This window comes from Salegentibacter salegens (assembly GCF_900142975.1).
In the GTDB taxonomy this organism is placed as follows: Bacteria; Bacteroidota; Bacteroidia; order Flavobacteriales; family Flavobacteriaceae; genus Salegentibacter; species Salegentibacter salegens.
Window position 1 is genome coordinate 3,544,526 of record NZ_LT670848.1, and the last position, 19,917, is coordinate 3,564,442.

The 19,917-nt window shown below is 33.1% G+C and carries 18 protein-coding genes; 15 read left to right on the forward strand and 3 right to left on the reverse strand.

Annotated features, from left to right (window positions below):
* Nucleotides 1-5: 5 nt before the first annotated feature.
* Together B5488_RS15755 and B5488_RS15760 are read right to left on the reverse strand one after the other, a co-directional pair.
* Entirely contained in the window at nt 6-263 is a 258-nt protein-coding gene (locus tag B5488_RS15755; protein ID WP_079736127.1) for a DUF1456 family protein, read from the reverse strand.
* Between the two features lie 33 nt (nt 264-296).
* On the reverse strand, nt 297-1,586 hold the full coding sequence (locus B5488_RS15760) for a DUF2254 domain-containing protein (protein ID WP_079736128.1): 1,290 nt from the start codon (nt 1,584-1,586) through the stop codon (nt 297-299).
* A gap of 26 nt (nt 1,587-1,612) precedes the next feature.
* Here B5488_RS15760 and B5488_RS18430 point away from each other — a divergent pair, with 26 nt between their 5' ends.
* The 6 genes from B5488_RS18430 (at nt 1,613) to B5488_RS15785 (ending at nt 8,484) form a co-directional block, all read left to right on the forward strand.
* Nucleotides 1,613-1,783: an Hsp20/alpha crystallin family protein gene (locus B5488_RS18430; RefSeq protein WP_407690221.1), complete on the forward strand. Its 171-nt coding sequence runs from the start codon at nt 1,613-1,615 to the stop codon at nt 1,781-1,783.
* Between the two features lie 265 nt (nt 1,784-2,048).
* Nucleotides 2,049-2,735, forward strand: a complete 687-nt coding sequence (locus B5488_RS15765) for an outer membrane beta-barrel protein (protein ID WP_079736129.1) — start codon at nt 2,049-2,051, stop codon at nt 2,733-2,735.
* A gap of 135 nt (nt 2,736-2,870) precedes the next feature.
* Entirely contained in the window at nt 2,871-3,557 is a 687-nt protein-coding gene (locus B5488_RS15770) for an MCP four helix bundle domain-containing protein (protein WP_170065304.1), read from the forward strand.
* A 699-nt stretch (nt 3,558-4,256) separates the two neighbouring features.
* Nucleotides 4,257-5,555 (forward strand): exopolysaccharide biosynthesis polyprenyl glycosylphosphotransferase, encoded by a 1,299-nt coding sequence (locus B5488_RS15775; RefSeq protein WP_231919754.1) that lies wholly within the window; start codon nt 4,257-4,259, stop codon nt 5,553-5,555.
* A gap of 37 nt (nt 5,556-5,592) precedes the next feature.
* A complete protein-coding gene (locus tag B5488_RS15780) occupies nt 5,593-6,417 on the forward strand; it encodes a polysaccharide biosynthesis/export family protein (protein ID WP_079736132.1) in 825 nt (274 codons plus the stop codon).
* 15 nt (nt 6,418-6,432) lie between these two features.
* Nucleotides 6,433-8,484, forward strand: a complete 2,052-nt coding sequence (locus B5488_RS15785; protein WP_079736133.1) for a GumC family protein — start codon at nt 6,433-6,435, stop codon at nt 8,482-8,484.
* A 61-nt stretch (nt 8,485-8,545) separates the two neighbouring features.
* Here the strand turns inward: B5488_RS15785 and B5488_RS15790 are convergent, their stop codons facing one another.
* Nucleotides 8,546-9,784 (reverse strand): IS256 family transposase, encoded by a 1,239-nt coding sequence (locus B5488_RS15790; protein ID WP_079733433.1) that lies wholly within the window; start codon nt 9,782-9,784, stop codon nt 8,546-8,548.
* A gap of 417 nt (nt 9,785-10,201) precedes the next feature.
* Here B5488_RS15790 and B5488_RS15800 point away from each other — a divergent pair, with 417 nt between their 5' ends.
* From B5488_RS15800 to B5488_RS15840, 9 genes are all read left to right on the forward strand, one after another.
* A complete protein-coding gene (locus B5488_RS15800; protein ID WP_106197170.1) occupies nt 10,202-11,605 on the forward strand; it encodes an oligosaccharide flippase family protein in 1,404 nt (467 codons plus the stop codon).
* On the forward strand, nt 11,602-12,855 hold the full coding sequence (locus B5488_RS15805) for a hypothetical protein (protein WP_079736136.1): 1,254 nt from the start codon (nt 11,602-11,604) through the stop codon (nt 12,853-12,855). The genes B5488_RS15800 and B5488_RS15805 overlap by 4 nt, the downstream gene beginning before the upstream one ends.
* Nucleotides 12,856-12,895: 40 nt before the next feature.
* Nucleotides 12,896-13,969 (forward strand): glycosyltransferase, encoded by a 1,074-nt coding sequence (locus B5488_RS15810; RefSeq protein ID WP_079736137.1) that lies wholly within the window; start codon nt 12,896-12,898, stop codon nt 13,967-13,969.
* Nucleotides 13,970-14,007: 38 nt separating this feature from the next.
* Nucleotides 14,008-14,898 (forward strand): polysaccharide deacetylase family protein, encoded by an 891-nt coding sequence (locus B5488_RS15815; protein WP_170065324.1) that lies wholly within the window; start codon nt 14,008-14,010, stop codon nt 14,896-14,898.
* Nucleotides 14,899-14,960: 62 nt separating this feature from the next.
* Nucleotides 14,961-15,956, forward strand: coding sequence for a glycosyltransferase family 4 protein (locus tag B5488_RS15820; RefSeq protein WP_079736139.1), 996 nt, complete (start codon nt 14,961-14,963; stop codon nt 15,954-15,956).
* A 12-nt stretch (nt 15,957-15,968) separates the two neighbouring features.
* Nucleotides 15,969-17,855, forward strand: coding sequence for an asparagine synthase (glutamine-hydrolyzing) (asnB, locus tag B5488_RS15825; protein WP_079736140.1), 1,887 nt, complete (start codon nt 15,969-15,971; stop codon nt 17,853-17,855).
* Between the two features lie 37 nt (nt 17,856-17,892).
* Nucleotides 17,893-18,369: a PssD/Cps14F family polysaccharide biosynthesis glycosyltransferase gene (pssD, locus tag B5488_RS15830; RefSeq protein WP_079736141.1), complete on the forward strand. Its 477-nt coding sequence runs from the start codon at nt 17,893-17,895 to the stop codon at nt 18,367-18,369.
* A gap of 21 nt (nt 18,370-18,390) precedes the next feature.
* The gene (locus B5488_RS15835) at nt 18,391-18,870 is read left to right on the forward strand and encodes a glycosyltransferase (protein WP_079736142.1); all 480 of its coding nucleotides are present in this window, start codon (nt 18,391-18,393) and stop codon (nt 18,868-18,870) included.
* A 174-nt stretch (nt 18,871-19,044) separates the two neighbouring features.
* On the forward strand, nt 19,045-19,839 hold the full coding sequence (locus B5488_RS15840; RefSeq protein ID WP_170065323.1) for a polysaccharide deacetylase family protein: 795 nt from the start codon (nt 19,045-19,047) through the stop codon (nt 19,837-19,839).
* Nucleotides 19,840-19,917: the final 78 nt, after the last annotated feature.

The window sequence follows — 19,917 nt, forward strand, 5'->3', positions numbered from 1 at the left end:
ACTTATTAATCTTTCTCTGGTTTCTTTTCCTTCTTTGGCGGCATTGGGCCGCGGAGGTGAATTATAAGTCCGTTTAGGAAATTCCGTAGAAATTGATCGCCGCATTCTACATATTTCGGATGATCTTCTGCTCTAAAAATTGCGCCTAATTCACTTTTGGTAACTTTAAAATCTACCAATGCGCAAATTTTTACAATATCGTCGTCCCGCAGTTTGTGAGCGACTCTTAGTTTCTTAAAAATATCGTTGTTTGTTAATCCCATAACGCAAATTTAGCTTTTTCCTGAGTTTTGATTTTAACTTTTCAGGTTTAATTGTTTTTCAATAGCATTTATTTTTTTGATATCTGCTTCATTCTTAATTACAGATTTCGCATCAGCAATCAGGTTTCTGGCTTCGGTATCTAATACTTTATAATAATTTGGGTTAACCGATTTTTGAGATTTCAGGTAGTAAAAGAGCATCCCCAGTTTCTGAATAATGATAATATCGTGTGTGCAATAAGCTCTTATGGGCGCTAAAACCTGGTATAGTAGTTCTTCAAAATCTACACTGCGCATCTTGATTAGAACTTTATCATCAGTTTTTAAAAATTGCCTATCCTGTTTTTGCATTCGTAAAGCCAGAAGTTCGGCTAAATAATCCAGCGCATTCAGGGCAGTGCCGGGATCGTTAACGCCGGGGGACATTGCTTTTACAATAACTTCGGTAATTTGTTTAAATGCGAGTATATAATTGGTATTTACCAACTCCCCGCGGGCAAGGCTAAAGTTTGATAGCACTTTTTTTACGGTCTCATCGTCTAATTTTTCTTTCGATTTAAAAAGCGGAATTCCATTTAAAATAAAAATTCCTTTTACAGGTAGAATCTCAAATTGTGTTTCTTTTTCCCTGCAGATGTCTAAAAGATTATCTGAAGATAAATTTTGAAAATAGCCGCTTTTTTCTGAATGGTATTCGTGCCAATCTTTTGTATTCGGGAATTCCTGGTTTTCGTTTTCTTCAGTTTTCAGCAGAAAATTTAAACGCGTTTTTGCCTGTCTAAAAATACGGTCCAGAATATTATTAATCTGGATACTTTGCGAAATATTGTGAATAAAATAGATAAAAGCTCCTATACAAATCACGGTAAAAATAATTCCTACCAATACTGAAAAACCGGGGGTTTGATAAGAATCTCCTTCTGGCTGAATAGAAACCGCGACGAAAATACAATAGAGTATAGTGGCCAGGTAAATGCCCAAAATAACCTGATGATTTTTATCAGAGATAAGTCCGGGTAGCAATCTCGGGGAATAATTACTCGCGGCCTGATTTAGAAGAACCATTACCATAGAAAAACTAAAAACCATCATAGAAATGAGTCCCGTAATACATGCAGTTAAAATACTAAGTGCGGTATCACCATTGTCTACCACCAACATTGGGATATGTTCTATCAGGTATTTAGAAACTCCTTTATTTTCAAAATAAATAAGTATAAAAGCGATAAGGAAACCAAAAATTGCAAAAACACTGGGATAAAATGCAATTTTACTTTGCAGGTTGAATAGAAGAATATAAATGCGATTAAAAAAATGCTTCATTTATTTTTAGGGAAAGTTACTCAAATCTGGATAAAACTAAAGAAGATTTTAAGATCGAGTTGAACAATGATGTATTAACCATTACTTGTGAAGGTAAAAAAGAGAATAGAACTTCAGAGAAAAATGAAGTATACCAGAAAAGAATTAGCTACAGCACTTTTAAAAGAGCCTTTAGTTTAAACGGGAAGCAGCTATAGTACTGGTAAAACGAATCATTGATATTTCGTGATTTGGAGAGTTAATAATTTGATTAGTTGTATAGAGCGCCCCTATTAAGGATTTTTTTATACAGAATATTTTAGAACTCAGAATTCGTCTAAATGAAAATCAAAAATGACATTTATCTGGAAGATATATACGTAATTGAATTTTTATGCGTTAAAAAGAAACCGGGAACTCTATGATTATTTTAGATAATTGATATATTTACCCGCGAAGAACAGACCTACTAAATCTATTTTTATGAACAGATATTTTCTACTGATTATTATTAGCATTTTCTGCCTTTCTACTACTCAGGCTCAGGAGTATAGTTTTGGCGTTAAAGGAGGTGGTAACTACGTTATGGGAGGTGAATTAACCGGACTCGATTCAGGAGAAGGTTTTAATTCTGACACTTTTAATGCTGAGTCACAGTTTGGCTTTCATGCCGGAATATTTTTTGAATTAAACTTTGGGAAATTTTTTGTTCGTCCCGAGGTGATCTATAATTCTATGGAAACTGAATTCCCGTTTCCAGATCAAAACTCTACCTATGCTGTAGAAAAGTTAAGTATTCCTTTATTATTCGGTTACAATGTATGGGGGCCTGTAGATGTTTATGCAGGGCCTGCTTATCAAAATATAATGAATGCCACCCTTGAGGGAACTGAACCAATAAATCAAACCATTGTTGCCCAAAATACTCCATTAGCTGCTCAGGCCGGAATTAAAGTAGGGTTTGGACGTTTTGAGATTGATTTTAGATATGATAGAAGTTTAGCTTCAGCAGAAATTCAAGATGTAGATATTAATAACGGAGATTACGGTGTTAACCGGGCCGAATTTACTGACACAAGATTGAATCAGTTTTTAGTTAGCCTTAGCTTTAAAATAGGCGATAGCGAATCTAATACCGGGCGAAGAAGAGGAAGAGGTTGTTATTTCTAACCTAAAATTTAAAATAATTTAAAAGCCTTAATTGTTAATTTTTCAATTAAGGCTTTTTTTATGAGGATAATCATAATATAAATGGCTTAAAATCATTAAATTGATAGGTATATTTGCATGCTTAAATTTACTGAAATGAAAGACCTCTATTCCATAAAGCCTAAAAAACGCAAACGACTTATATTACTGTTAAGTGCTTTTTTTGCGCTATTATTAATTACAGAATTTATTGAGAAAAGAAGTTTGAAAAGCATAGATCAGGATTTTTCATCTCTTTACCAAGACCGTCTCCTGCCTGCCTCCCAAATGTATGAGCTCTCTGGATTACTCCATGAAAAAAGAATGCTCTTTGAGGATATTAAGGATAATGGTGAATATAATGCAAGCTTTAATCTTAAAGAAATTAAGGCCTATAATTCTCAAATTGACCAGGTATTACTAGATTATGGTCAAACCTATTTAGTAGAGCGTGAAGAAGTTTATTTTGAAGATTTTAAGAAGCATTATAAGGAGTATCTGGTTCTGGAAAACACTATTCTGGAGAATTTAAAAGAAGAAGATTTTAGTACTGCGATCTACCTTATCAATAAAAATGCGAACGATTATTTTAAAATCTTAAATCTCGATTTGCATAATATTGCCAGCATTCAGCCCGAGGTTGGAGAACAATTAATGGCACATTATAAATCCAGTTCTGGAATAACTTCATTACTCTACTATTTCAAAATCGCACTAACCATACTAATAGGAATTTTTGTGCTACGCCTTTTGGGTTTAGAGCAGTTACTGCGCCAACCTAAACAGCGGTTTGAACTGAATTAAGCAATTCCACTCTCAACAATATTGTAAGAATTTTCCTTAATTTTAAAAAATAATTGGTTTTTTCTAGTATTACATTCTTGACCTATTTTTATTAAAGTACTGTGTTTTTTCAAAACAAAATTTGATTATTGATTATAAAATAGGATTTTTCCTATAATTTAGACTATGATTTTGTCAAATACATCCTTGTTTAAATGCAAATAAACCTGCGGATTAACAAAATTTTTGGTATTATATCGAAAAAGTACTTTAAGCCTAAATTTTATATGTAGATTTACTATAGGATTAGACGCCCTCACCTTCTTTTTCCATACCCCCATTCACCATTTATTTTTAGATGCCCTAAAAGTAATTATTCCAATAAAATGGTAACGTAAGTATACCATTATCTTAAAATTCTTGATTTTAAAAAGACAGAGGACCCCACTTCTATTTTCATTTGACTCGTCAAGTGAATTCGTTTAAAATAAGTGAATTCCTATAACAGAAAATGGGACTCACAGCGACGAAGTCATGAAAATTTATAATTATTAAATTAAGTTTCACCCCCACCCAGATCAAGACTTGCGACCTACAATTTTTTTCCTGGTTATTATTTATTATGAAAGATTTTGATCGGAGAATTTAAATTATTAATCTAAAATTTGAATTGTGAAGGGGTCCTATTTTATTATTCCATTATCAGTAGTCATTCATTTAATGATTATCAATCTGAGCCTGTATTTGCTCACACCGGAGACTTATACCGAGACTGTAGCCATAAGTATTAATTTATCCTGGTTGCTGATTGGGATTGGTCTTAATTTTTACAGCATTGATAGAAAAGAGAAGTTTAGACATAAATTTCATAAATTCCTGAGACACTTTTTTGTCTTTGTACTTTCATATTTTAGCGTATTAGCTTTCGTTAAAATGGACTTCGATCCTCAAAAGCAAATTCTAGTTTTATCTGCGCTATTAGTGTTCCTGCTTTTCTACAGATGGGGGTTTTTCGAAATTCGAAAATTTTACCGCCATGGAGGCGGTAATTCTTTGAAAGTGGTGATTTTGGGTAATGATAGAAATTTAATTCGCCTGGAACGTATTTTTAGTGATCCAGATTATGGCTATAGATATCTGGGATATTTCCAGGGTAAAAAAAACAAGCATATCACAGGGAAATATCTTGGTGGTTTTGAAGAATGTTTCCGTTTTATCATGGATCAAGAAGTAGATGAAATTTATTGTTCAGTCAGTCAGTTTAGTAAATCCGAGCTTTTAAGGATCAGGGCTTTTTCTGATAATCATCTTACGAAATTAAAGTTGATTCCAGATAATAAAGATATTTATTCCAATTCAATGGAATTTGAAATCTTTGAAAATCTACCCATTCTCAATCTAAGAAAATCTCCTCTTGATAAAAATTATGCAAAATACGGCAAGCGTATTTTTGATATGGTTTTCTCATCTTTAATGATTGTATTTATAATTTCATGGTTAATACCGCTACTTTTTCTATTGAACTTTTTTGAATCTAAGGGACCGGTTATTTTTAAACAATTAAGACACGGGAAAGACAAAAAAATCTTTTGGTGCTACAAGTTTAGATCCATGGGAGTTAATCCAGCAGCGCATAGTCAAATGTGCACCCGGAATGATTTAAGGGTAACTAAAATTGGTAAGTTTCTAAGAAAGACCAGTATTGATGAATTACCGCAGTTTATAAACGTTTTTCTTGGCGACATGAGTGTGGTAGGACCCAGACCGCACATGGAACTCCATACAAGAGAATATGAAAATAATATAGATAAATACTTGGTAAGGCATTTCGCTAAACCTGGAATCACCGGGCTTGCCCAGGTAAGGGGTTATCGCGGAGAAATTGTAAGAAAATCTGACATTATTAATAGAACACGGATGGACATTCTTTATCTGGAAAAATGGACAGCCTTGCTAGATCTGAAAATTATATATCAAACAATTTATAACTGCTTTTATGGCGAAGAAAAAGCCTATTAATTTTTGCTAATCATTTTTATAAAATTAGTCACCTCCTATGAAAAATTTAAAAACACCTTTATTGCTTTCTTCGAAGAGAAGTTTTAAAAATATTCGATTAATAATCTTGGCCTTTATCTCAGTGATTTCTTTAAGCGCTTGCGTTAATGTTAAGAAGGCAACTTATTTCAATGATATTCCCGATTCTGAATTTAGGTCGAGATTTGAAAATATGGAATCTGTAATTAAGGAAAATGATTTGCTAAGTATTTCTGTTAGCAGTTTAAACCCAGAAGCTACAGAAGTTTTTAACGTTTCCAATGTTTCTGTGACTCAAACTTCAACAGCTACGGGAACTACCACTCAAGCTTCCGGATATCTGGTAGACCACGAGGGTTTCATTCGATTTCCATTCTTAGGCACCTTAAAAGCAGCCGGGAAAACCAAACAACAATTAAGGGAAGAAATTACAAAAGAACTGATAGACCGAAAGCTCTTACTAGAACCAATAGTAGACATTAGATATCTAAACTACAGGGTTTCTGTGCTGGGAGAAGTAAAAGATCCGTCAGTATTGACCATTCCCAGTGAAAAAGTAACCTTATTAGAAGCTTTAGGTTTAGCTGGAGACCTAACAGTATACGCAAAACGCGATAACATTCTATTAATTAGGGAAGAAGACAATATGAAAAAGCTGGTTAGACTTGATCTAACTTCAGAAGAAATATTTACCTCTCCATATTATAACCTTAAGTCTAATGATATTATCTATGTTGAAGCTAATAAATCTAAAGTTGCTTCTACAAGTAGGGTAAATCAATGGTTACCTATTATTATTAGTTCTCTTTCTTTAGCTGTCATCGCCTTTGACAGGTTCCTATAATCAAATAGTAAAGACATGAAATACAATTCTAAAACCGGAAAAGAGGATAATCTTTTTAGGTATATCATAAAGACATTTTTTCCTTTTTGGCCTCTATTCTTAGTGCTCGTTGTGGTTTGTATTTTAGCGGCGTGGGCATATTTAAAATATGCTACTCCTATTTATGAGGCTTCAGCGTCAATCATGATAAAAGATGAGGAAAAGGGAGTAGATGATTCTAAAATAATGGAAAGTATAAATCCCTTTGATTCAAAAAAAATTGTGGAAAATGAAATTGAGGTTCTTAAGTCCAGAGATTTAATGAAGTCTGTGGTGAGAGACTTGAACCTTTACGCTCCCATTTATGAAGAATCCGAAATTAAAACTTTTTCGGCTTATACTTCAAGTCCAATCAAGGTAATAGTTGAAGATCCAAATAGGATTAGTATCTCTAATGAAGAACCAGAAAAGCATTTTTTTAGTTCTAATTTTAACGAAGATAAGGTTGTTTTCTCTGGCAAGGAATATTCACTGAATGAGTGGTTTGAGGTTTCATCTGGACAAACTATCATGTTTGTAAAGAATGATAATGTAAATAAGAAAGCAAGTAACCCATTGTTCTTTTATTTATTCAATCCAAAAATAATTTCTTCTGAATTAATTGATGAATTGGATATAAGTACTTCTAATAAGCTTTCATCTGTAGTTAATTTAACTATTAGGGATGAGGTGCCTGAAAGAGCTGAAAATATTCTTAACCGATTAATTCAGGAGTATAACCGAAAGATAATTAATGATCAAAATGAACTTGCCTTAAGCACTATGACCTTTATTGATGAAAGAATTGAAAATGTGGAAGAGGAATTAGATGAACTTGAATATAAAATACAGGACTATAAGTCTAATCAAGGTGTTGTAGATTTGAGCGAACAAGGCAGGTTATATCTTCAGGATGTTGGTGAGAATGATAAACAAATTTCAGAACTTGAACTTCAGCTAGCTGTATTAAATAATATTGAAAATTATGTAATATCAAAAGGTAGCGCTGGAGGAATGGTTCCTTCAACACTCGGAATTAGCGATCCAATTTTATCACAGCTTATTGAGAAGCTATATAATCTTGAGGTAGAGTATGAAAGATTGAAGAAAACGACGGCAGAAAACAATCCAATTTTAACTTCTATTTCCAATCAAATTTCTAAAATTAGGCCAAGTATATTAGAGAATGTAAAAAGCCAAAGGCAGAATTTACAGTCAAGATTAAGTAATTTAAACTCCAATAATAGGAGGTTTAATTCCACTTTGCGGAATATCCCCGGAAAGGAAAGAACACTCCTGGAAATAAATAGACGAAAGACAATTAAGAATAATTTGTTCTCTTATCTTCTTCAAAAAAGGGAGGAAGCAGCGCTGGCAAATGTTCCTACAAATGAAAATAGTGCGATGATCGATAAAGCTGAGGCATCAATTGATCCAGTAAGTCCTAAACCACTTTTCACATACCTAATTGCTATTTTACTTGCTGTGGGAATTGGTACTGGCTATGTAAAAGGAAAAGAGATTCTTAGCGGGAAAGTTTTATATAGATCAGATATTGAGGAATATACAAGTATCCCTGTAATTGCGGAAGTGTTTCACTCAAAGAATTCAAAGAACAAGAGATTTACGAAACCACAGGATTTTGTGTTAATTGAGCAGTTTAGGCAATTAGGCGCCAGGCTTGGATTATACAGACGTGATATTGAGAATAAAAGAATATTAGTAACATCAGGAATTTCAGGTGAAGGAAAGAGTTTTGTGAGTTCTAATCTTGCTTTTAGTTTGGCACAAACAGGGAAGAAAGTGGTTCTTGTAGACATGGATTTTAGAAAACATAATACATCAGAGTTATTTAATCTTTCTGGCTCAAAAGGAATTATTGGTTTGTTAAAGGGTGAAGTAACTTACGATGAGATTATACACCCATCTGGAGTAAATTCAAATTTATTCGTAATAGCCACCGGAGCCAAAGGAGATGATTATACGGAAACGCTATTAAACGGAAAATTAGAGTTCCTAATGGATTCTCTATCAGATGATTTTGAATAGGGAGTGTTAGCTCAACTCTGTCTGCTTCTTCTCCCGGGGGTACCCCCGGGAGAAGAAAATTTTAGTTTTTCGTTTCATTGGTGGCTAAGTCCAACTCTAGCCGACCTTCAAATTTAATAGCTAATTGTTGAACTACCAAACCCCAGTTCTGCAGTGGGGCGTTCCATTTCTTTTCAATTCTTCTGGTAGCTAGGTAAACCAGCTTCAATAGTGCCATATCATTGGTAAAAGCGCCTTTGGTCTTGGTTACTTTTCTTACCTGCCGGTGAAAAGCCTCTACGGCATTTGTGGTGTATATGAGTTTTCTAATGGGTGCGGTATATTCAAAATAAGCACTCAATCGGTCCCAGTTATCATTCCAGGAACGGATCACTATGGGATATCTTTTGCCCCATTTTTCTTCCAGATCCAGTAAAGCCGATTCAGCCTGGTCTTTGGTGTCAGCCTTGTACACCAGTTTAAGGTCTTTCATAAAATCTTTTTGATCCTTACTGGCCACATACTTCATACTATTGCGGATCTGGTGGACAATACATAGCTGAATATCAGTCTTGGGATAAACAGAATGAATGGCTTCACTAAAGCCCGTAAGATTATCCGTACAGGCAATCAGAATATCTTTTAAGCCACGGTTGTTTAATTGGGTCAGCACCTGAAGCCAAAAATTGGCCCCTTCACTTTCCGAGATATACATACCCAGCACTTCCTTTCTTCCAGCTTTATTTATTCCTAAAATATTATACAAGGCCTTGTGCTTTACTTTGCCTTCTTCGCGTACCTTGAAGTGCATCGCGTCGAGCCATAGGATGCAATATACCGGCTCCAAGGGGCGATCCTGCCATTCCTTAACCTTGGGAATCACCCGGTCCGTAATATCACTTAGAACGTGTGTGGATATCTTGGAATCATACATTTCCTCTATATGAGCTGAGATATCCCGCAGGCTATTGCCCATCCCGTACATGCCTATAATCTGCTTTTCTAAATTATCGGCCAGGATACGCTGGCGTTTCGCTACGATCTCCGGCTCAAAGGTACTGTTACGATCCTGGGGCGTGTTAATGGTGACGTCCCCTTGGCTGCTCTTTAGGGTCTTTTTGCCTTTGCCATTACGCTTATTACCTGCTTTTGAGCCTTTTTCTTCATCGGAAAGGTGCGAAGACATTTCTGCTTCCAGGGCCTCTTCCATAAACTCCCTAAGCATTGGAGCAAAAGCGCCGTTTTTGCCGGTTAGGGATTCTCCTGATAAAAATTGTTTTAATGCTTTTTCCTTTAATTCCTTAATCTCTTCTTGTGTCATAATCTAGTCTAAAAATTTTAATTTAATTTTCAAAGTCTAGACAGACTTGAGATTACACCCTCTTTGAATACGTTATAATTGATGCAGCTCCGGTAAATATTTTAGCGGAAGTGAATCTCATTGCAGAGTTTAGTGAAAAAACTTTATTAATTATAAGGCATGGTCATACTTCAAAGGAGTCGCTCAAAAGACTTGATGAATCCGCGGGGTTACAATCGCTTAAAAATGTTTCTATTGTTTTCAACGGTCTAAAAAACCGTGGGATGATAAAGACCGATTACGGCTATGGCTATGATTTAAAACATAGAATGGCTTCATATGCTAAACATTGATTTAAAAAAATAGAATTATACTGAATATTTCTATTAAAGAAACCTTTACAGAATAACAACTAGAAGTTTGACTTTTGGTTTATCTATGATAAAAAAAATCCTGGGCAATATAGTTTTTAAAAATTTTTCCTATTTAACAATTGGAACCGTTATAGCTCAACTTATAAGTCTAATTACGGTTCTAAGAATTACAGATATTTTAGATCCAGAGGATTATGGTTTGTTTACCTTCCTTATCGCCCAAGGACTGCTTTTAATAAGGATTGGAGACTTAGGAAATAGAAATATAATTATTAGAACAATAGCCAAAAATCCTTCTCAAACCAACGATTTATTGGTTAATGGAGCGATATTAAGGATTTTGGCACTTATCGTGCTATTCTCAATTTATTCTGCTTATAATTATAATTTTGGAAGTTTATCATTCAATAATCTCATATTAATTTATGTTTTTTCATTCCTAAGTTGCTTTTCTAATTTATTTGAACTGATTTTTCACGGTAATCAGAAAATGTTACCCTCAGCAATTATTAACCTGGTATATAGTATTATTTGGTTCATTATTGTTTATTTTATTTTAAAAAGAGGAACTAGTATTACGTTTATATTCTTGCTTTACATCTCCATTACTTTAGTTAAAGGAATTCTTTATCTGGTCTTTATAAAGTATTATAGATTATTTAAAGGTAGTGTTCAAAGTTTTAAAGTTTCTTCCAGGCAAATTATGAAAGAAAGTTGGCCATATTTTGCTATGCTTCTCATTCTTTTGCCCCTTACCGATCTCGCTAATAACTTTTTAGACATTAATTCAACAAATGATGAAATTGGATACTATAATCTTTCAGAAAGATTGTTGGGTCCTATTTCCCTGGTGGTAGGGATGTCATTAAGTGCTATATTTCCAAATTTATCGGCGATGTGGAGTAATAATAAAGAGAAATTTCATAATTATATATCTATTGGATTTGGTGTATATATGATAGCTTCAATGCTAATTTGTTTTATATTCACTCTTTTTTCTAAAGAGATAATAATATTATTATTTCCCGATGGCTATTTATCTGCTATTAAAGTATCCCAAATGAAGGTTTGGTATTTATTTTTTATGTCGGTTGATAGTCTGGTAGGAGTTTTCCTGGGAGCAGCCAATCGTGAAAAACTTATTTTAAGGTTTAGTATTTTCTATTTCTTAATCTGTACTCCCGTTCTTTTCTATAGTAGCAATTTTGGTGCACTTGGTATTTCTTACGGTTATGTGATTTCTTATGGAATAGGTCTCATATATGTATGGTTTACATTTAAAAAATCTTTTAATATAAAGATTAAATATGATTTGCCAATTTGGACACTTGCTTTAAGCTTATTTATAATATCATATTTCCTAACATCTGAAACTTCTTTAGTGTATAAACTAATAATCTGTGTAAGTATCTTAGGTATTTTAATTCCATATACTGTTAAAAAATATAAGCCTTTGATTACAGAATGAAAAGACATCTTGAAATAGCATTTGTTTTCCTACTGGTAATTATTTCATTTCAATTTTTTGATGCTCAGTTTTTAAATGAGAGTATAGTTCGTTATTTACTTTTTATAAGTCTTATTGTCACAGTAATTATATCTGTGCCTTATGTTATTCCGCCTAATAAAGGATTTGTATTTCCCATACAATTACTTTTGGCATCCATGCTTATTTCTGTATTAATGGCTGGTTTATTCTGGGATCAAAGTTTGAAGGAAAGCCTTGTTGCTTTAGCGCCCTATTTAGTACTTATATTCTTTTTTTATTTGCTACATATAAATTTTTCAGTTGCAGTTTTAGAGAGAATAATTGTTATTTACGGAGTTATTTACATTCTGTTGTACTTATTCTCATATATCAATAGTCCAACGGTTTTTTTTGGAAAGCCATCCTGGGGAGAAGAATTTTTAGAATCTCGAGGCATTATAAGGATTGTTTTTCCTGGAGGAGGGGTTTTTATTTTAACAACTTTTATTGCGCTTAATAAATTAACTTCCCAAAAAAAAAATATTTGGTTCTGGATGCTTCTGGCATTAGCAGGCATAATAATACCTGTAATGCAGGTTACCCGGCAATTTATAGCGGGAATACTTTTAATTTATTTATATCATTTCATAAGAAACCTGAGTCTTTCAAAAAAAGTGTTGATCCTGGTATCCTTTCTTGCAGCTATAATCTTTTTACAAAATACAAATATTTCAGTTGTTAAGGGGCTTATTGAAGCTACCCAAAGCGATGTAAGTTCAGGTGGTGATTATATTAGAATTCTTGCGGGCGAGTATTTTTTAACTGACTTTTCTCCAAACCAAATAACGCAGTTTTTCGGGAATGGGGTTCCGCATTTTGGAGTATCTAATTACGGGTTTCACGTAGAAATGCTTTGGGTTAATTATGAGTTTTATTTATCTGATGTGGGAATAATTGCAGTATATGTGATGTTTGGAGTTCCGGCAATTATAGCATACCTGCTTATTTGGATAAAAAGTTTTATAATTCCTTTACCCAAAGAATACCAGTATTTAAAATATTATTTATGGTTTATGCTTTTAACCAGTTTAACCTGGTATACACCTTATCATTACTATTTTTTAATTGTTAACGTGTATGTTCTCTACATGTATCAAGCGGTTTACTTAAAACAAGAAGAGAATAAAATGGAATCAAAAAAAACTGAATTTACTTCAGAAGAAGATTCCAGGGAAATATATTCGAAATAAAAATACCTTTTTTACCCATAGTACTTTTTGAAATTTAAAAATGATTAAAAATAAGATTCTTATTCTATCCTCTGCTCAATTCGGTTACTCAACAACTACCTACAAATATTGTGAGTATAGCCTGGAGCAATTTGAAATCACCTATTTGTGTTGGGATTATAATTTACCAAGAATAGAATTGCCCTCTGTAACGGTAAAATATATTAGCAGAGATTCCAGTTTGTTAAAGAGGAATTTCACACTACTTCATACCTTTCACAAGGAAATCCAAAATGGGTATGATCTTATATTCTTAACTTATGTAAGAGGAATCTCTTTTATTAAAATACTCAACTTAAATTCCAGATTTCTAATGTACATAGATACTTTTGGAGTTATGGCAAATGCAAAAAAACGTTGGGTTTATGATGCCATTTTAAAGTTGGAGGTATCTTTCTATTCTAATGTTGCAGTAATAAGTGATGGGCTAGCTAAGCGCTTGGGAAGAAAAAAATATGAAATTCTACCTTTAGGCGGTATGTGTTTTAATAATGAACCCAAATCCTTTGAGAAGCTGGAATTATTATATGTTGGCACTCTGGAGAACAGAAGAATTATAGATTGTGTTAAGGGCTTTCACAAATATCTTATTAAGTATGAAATTGAACAAAATGGAGTTATTTTTAAAATTATTGGCGATAGTCCAAATCATGAACTTGAAGAAATAAGGCAGTATGTAAAATCCAATAACCTTTTGGAAACCATTCACCTTATTGGATACGTTCCACAAAAGGAACTAAATCCATATTTTAAAAGCGCCAATATAGGCGTATCATTTGTACCAATGGAGTCTTATTTTGAATACCAGCCGCCAACCAAAACTTTTGAATATTTAATATCAGGCTTACCAGTAATTGCAACCGGAACTTATGAGAATCGAAAATTAATAACCTCCTGGGCTGGTGTTATTATTAACGATAATGCCGATGCGTTTTGTGAAGGTATAGCCAAGCTTCAGAGTAAAAAAATTGACTTTTGCAGTGAAAGAATAAGAAAAGAATATTCAAAGTATACGTGGAAGAAAGCTGTTGCATCTCATTTTATCCCTATCATAAAAAACCTTACCAGTAATTAAAATCAATTTTTTATTTAGTGTTTAAAATCTGGGGAAAAGTGAAAAGAAAGTTTAGAACTATTTATGCATCTCTTATCGGGAGATTGCTGATTGCATTAGGGTTTCCAAAAAAAATTAAGCGAAAAGCACTGCGGGGAGACTTTATACTATCTATATATTTTCATAATCCTGATAAATGGCTTTTCGAATTTTGCGTTAAATGGTTACGTGAAAATAGGTTTAGCTTTCTTTCAGAAGATGATATTATTGCAATAGCCAATAAAGAAATTCCCTTTCCTAAGGGAGGTGTTTTGTTAACGGTAGATGATGGCTGGGAAAGTAATGAGGAAAATGTAATTGCTGTAGCAAAGAAACAAAAAGTACCTGTAACCATATTTGTTACTACAGGCGCCATAGAAAGTGGGAATTATTGGTGGCCCTATGTTACAAAGGCCAGGGAACATAAAATGTCTTTCCCAACTGTTGAAGAATTAAAAAAGATTCCCAATATTGAAAGGGAGCAAGTATTGAAGATTATTAAAAGAAAGATTTCAATTGAAAAACAGGCATTAGATCTCGGGCAACTTAAGAAGGCTTCAAAATCAAAATATATAAAAATAAGTGCCCATACGGCTAATCATCCTATATTAGTGAATTGTGAAGATGAAGAAGCTTTTCAGGAAATAAAGAAGTCTAAATTACAAATAGAGGAGTGGTTGAAAATACCGGTAAACTCTTTTGCATACCCAAATGGGGATTACTCGAACCGGGAAATTGAATATTTAAAGCAATTAAATTTTTCCTCTGCTTATACTACAGAACCAGTTTATTTAACTAAGGAAAGATTTCAAAAAATTTATCAGCTCCCTAGATTCTGTGTCTTTGAAGATATATCTAAAGCAGAAGCTATTTGCAGAATGACAGGCGTATGGCAGCGCTTTTTTAAATAATTTGAGATTATTTTACCGCTAATTGAAGTTAACTTTCAGGCAACAATTTTTACTTAGCAGTTATGAAAATTCTATACGTTACCAATATGTACCCTACAAAAGAAACTCCTTTTGATGGAGTATTTATAAAAGAGCAGGTGCAATACTGTCATGATAAATATAACGTGGATTATAAAATATTTCTAATTAAGCGTTCAGGAAATAAATATTTGAATTATGTGAAAAGCATTTTTCAAATTATGAAGATTAACTCAAAAGGAAATTTTGATCTCATTCATGTTCATTTTGGTCTGTCGGGAATGTTTCTCTTCTTCAAGCCATTTATTAAAGTGCCTGTTGTACTAACCCTACATGGCTGTGATGTACAATCTTTTAAAAAAAAAGATGGGCTTTTGCAAAAAATAGGTAAGATGGCTGCAGCAAATGCAGACCGAATTATTATCCTAAATGATAAAATGGCCAATATCCTTAAAATGCATCAAGCCAAATCGGTGAAAATCCCCTGCGGAATAAATTTTGAAATTTTTGACCAGGAACGGAATAATTTAGATAATAAAAGTTTTTTAATTGGATTTCCTTCCAACCGGAAACGCGAAGTAAAAAACTATCCATTATTTAAAGCTATAACAGATGCCCTGACAAATAAGGGATATAATATTGAAGTTATAGAATTTATCAATTTTACCAGAAAGGAAATGGCCTCCCAATTAAGTAAACTTGATTGCCTGTTAATGACCTCTCACAGCGAAGGCTCTCCCCAAATTATTAAAGAAGCAATGCTTTGTGAAGTCCCAATAGTAACGACCAAAGTTGGTGATGTTGAATTTTTATTAAATGGAGTAAAGAACTGTTTCGTGATAGATTCTTTTAAGCCCGAACCTTTTGTTGAAAAAATAAAGGAAGTATTCATTTTACCGCCGGCAGGAAGAAAAACAAATGGTAAAGAAAAAATAAAGAATTTGGAACTGGATCAACAAAGTGTATGTTCCAATATTTATAAAGTATATAAAGATTTATTGTCTCCAAGAGGCGATAATAAAAAATTTAATTATCATTAATTTTCTTTTTTTATGTGTGGTATAGCAGGAAGTGTAAATAGTGAATTATTATCTGGCCATATTGATCTAATCCATCATAGAGGGCCTGATGCCCGGGCACGTGTTAAGACAAATTTAGGCCCACATAGGGTGGATCTGGGCCATACACGTTTATCAATTTTAGAACTCTCAGAAGCTGGGAGTCAACCTATGTTTACAGATTGTGGGAACTATGCTATTGTTTTTAATGGAGAAATCTATAATCATTTAACCTTAAGAGCTCAAATACAAGGGGTTTCCTTTAGAGGACATTCCGATACTGAAACGATCTTGTATTATCTTAGAGAATATGGCATTGATGCGGTAATGAAGTTTACCGGTATTTTTGCTTTTGCTTTTCTAGATAAAAAAAAGGAAAAGTTATACCTGGCGCGGGATCATTTTGGAGTTAAACCTTTATACTATTTTAGCAAGGGCAATAAATTAATTTTTGGCTCTGAATTAAAAATCATTAAAAATAATAGAGATTATACCAAAGAAGTTGATACCTCGGCGCTTAATACCTTTCTTACTTTAAATTATAATCCTGCCCCCCAAACTCTTTTTAAGAATATCAAAAAACTCGAAGCTGCTACTTATTTGGAATATAGCAACAATGGCGATCTTCACTCGGTTGAATATTGGGATAAAAAACAAAAGATAAATTATAATATATCTATAAATGATGCCATCTCTGAGTATAAAAGACTAATGGAGCAGGCTGTAAAGAGACAGCTTCTTAGTGATGTGCCGGTAGGTTTATTGTTAAGTGGAGGGCTTGACTCTGCTGTTTTAGGGTATTTAATGAATAAAAACTCATCCAGCCCCATTCAATCCTTTACGGTGGGATTTGAAGGTAAAGGAAGGTTTAATGAATTGGATGATGCCCGGGAAACAGCCAATTGGATCAATGCTGATCATCATGAGATATATCTTAACCGGGAGGAGTATATGGAGTACTATTATAATTCTTTTTATTATACTGAAGAACCTATTGCCGCCCCGCCCATTCCCGCTTTACTCCACGTCTCCAAACTTGCATCACAATCGGTAAAAGTAGTATTAAGCGGCCAGGGCGCCGATGAGCCCATGGCTGGTTATAAAAGATATAAAGGAGAGAAATTGCTGGCAAATTATCAAAAGTTGCTATCCCTTATGCCTTTATCATTCTTATCGAAATTCTTACCCGCCAATCATATTATGGATAGAGGAATCTATTCTTCACAATTTAAAGAAGAATTGGAGCGCTTTATTGGAATTTACACCCTGTTTACCCCAGCTTTAAAAGAAAATTTATATCAGAAAAGTATTCATCCGCTAATCGCGGAAGACGAGAGAAAGACTTTTGAGAAACTTTATAATCAGGCAGATCAATCTGGTGATTCCCTATCGAAACTTCTCTATATGGATACCCGCAGTTTATTACCAGATCAACTTTTGTTGTTTAATGATAAAGTTACAATGGCAAATTCTATAGAAAACAGGGTGCCATATTTAGATATCGATCTAATTAATTTTATAGAAACCTTGCCCATTAAAATGAAATTAAATGGGCAATTAACAAAGTTTGTTCTTCGTAAAGCAGCTGAACAATGGTTGCCAGCTTCCATAATTAATAGAAAAAAACGAGCTTTTGAAACACCTGTAGGAGAGTGGTTTAAAAAAGAACTTTCCGATACATTACTTCAACTCGTGGATAGTTCAGATTCCTTTAGCCGGAGTTATTTCAATATAGATTTTGTTAAAAATATGGTAAAGATGCACAAAACTAAAAAGAAAGATTATAAAAAGCATCTTTTTATGTTATTGTCATTGGAACTGTGGTATAAGAATTTCTATCTCAACGATGAAATGGAAACTTCTAAACACAAATCTTTTTAACAAAAAAGAATTATTTGTGTGGGTTTAATCTCTTGATATGGAAAATAAAAAAATTATCCTCCTTAGTTCCGATGGGGGACACCTTGCACAAATACTAGAACTTAATGAAATGTTTCTTAAGTACAATTACCTTATTGTAACAGAGGAATCTCCTGCTACGCTACCGTTAAGGGAGAAGTATAATATTAAATTTTTAAAGGCAAGGGCTAAAGGGAAAAAAAGAAATCTTGCTTTTATATTCGTTTTATTTTTCAATGCTTTTATTTCCCTAAAAATTCTGATACAGCATTTTCCTAAAGCAATAATAACCACAGGTAGTTCTACTACCGTTCCCATGTGTTTACTTGGGAAACTGGGAGGGACTAAAATAATCTACATACTCTCTTATGCACGGGTTAATTCCAGAGCATTTTCGGCAGATATTTTATATCCTATTGCCGATAAATTTATAATACAATGGCCAGGCGTGAAGAAGTTTTATAAGAAAGCAGTGTATTTAGGTGGAATCTATTAATTGTTAAATAAACATTTAAACATGATATTAGTATTATTAGGAACCTTCCCGGCCACATTTAATAGGCCTCTGGTGGAGATTCATAGCTTGTGTAAAAGGGGAATAATAGATGAGAAAGTGATTGTGCAGAATGGACATACTAGATTTGAATCAGAATTGCTGCAATTAAGACCTTTTATTCCACCTGATGAATTAACAGAGCTATATAAAGAAGCACGTTTAGTAATTACCCAGGCAGGTACCGGCTCTCTAATTAAAGGAATGAAGTTGAATAAGAAAATTATCTCTATTCCAAGATTGGCAAAATATGGAGAAGTAGTAGATGACCATCAGGAAGAAATCCTAAATGAATTTACAAAGCAGAATTATGTTTTACCCTGGACCGAGAATGTTGCTTTGGAAAATGTTCTGGAAAAAATAGATAATTTTAAACCTGCCTCTTATATATCTACCAAACAAAATATAATAGATCACTTAGAAGAATATATCGATTCTTTATAACAATTTTCCAGTTATTTACTTTCTTATTTTTAAGTAAAAAATCTTAAACGACGTTCAAAAAAAGAAACAATTAGAGGATCCATCAGCAACCAGGTTGGGAACTATATTTATAAAATTAATGAATCTGCTTACAAAGTAACCGTATTTAATATTACAGAGAATATGTTAGACCAAATGCAACTAAAAATTTATTATCGGTTTTTAGAATTAATAGCCTTATCCCCCATCAAAGAAAATAATGTTGAAAGCTCTTTTAAAAAATGTTTTATTTATTATGATTATGAAAGAGAATTTAGCGGTCACAAAATTAATCTTTCAGATGGCGATATAGAGCATTTATTAAACCACTTAGATGAGATAAACCTAAAAACAACCTGGTTTACAGTAGGGAAAGTAATAGAAAAATATCCTGAAACCATTTTTAAGATAAAAGAAAGAGGTCATGAGATTGGGTCACATACTTTTACGCATACATCTCCCAAGGTTATGAAGAAGATTAATCTGGAAACCGATTTCGTTAATTTTGAAAAAATTTGTTCTACAGAAAAACTTTCAGTTGAGGGTTTTCATTCACCAAATGGGCAATGGAATACAAAAATGTTTAATTTTTTAGTAAAAAATAAATTTATCTATGATGTTATTTCATTACCGTTAACAGGAAAAAAAATAACCCCCATGAAATTTCAAATTTTTAAAACATATCCTCTTGTGAGGCTGGTAACAATAGGAGATGACTGGCCACTTTTTGGAGCTAACAAGAGCAGGAGGGAAGTTTTTGAGTATTTTAAAAGCCTTTATCTTATACCAAAAATCGGCGATATTTTTGGAATTGGATTTCACCCCTGGATATTATATTCTGATAAGAGCATATTAATGGGGTACAAAGATTTTCTTTCATATTTAAACCAACAAGAAAATACCGTTATTAAACCTGCAGGATATTTTGTTAATAACCTTAAATTATCTTAATGAAACACTGAAATATTTTGAGAGAAATGTTTCTTCCTTAATATTAGGGATTCTGATTAATAAAAATCATAAATAATT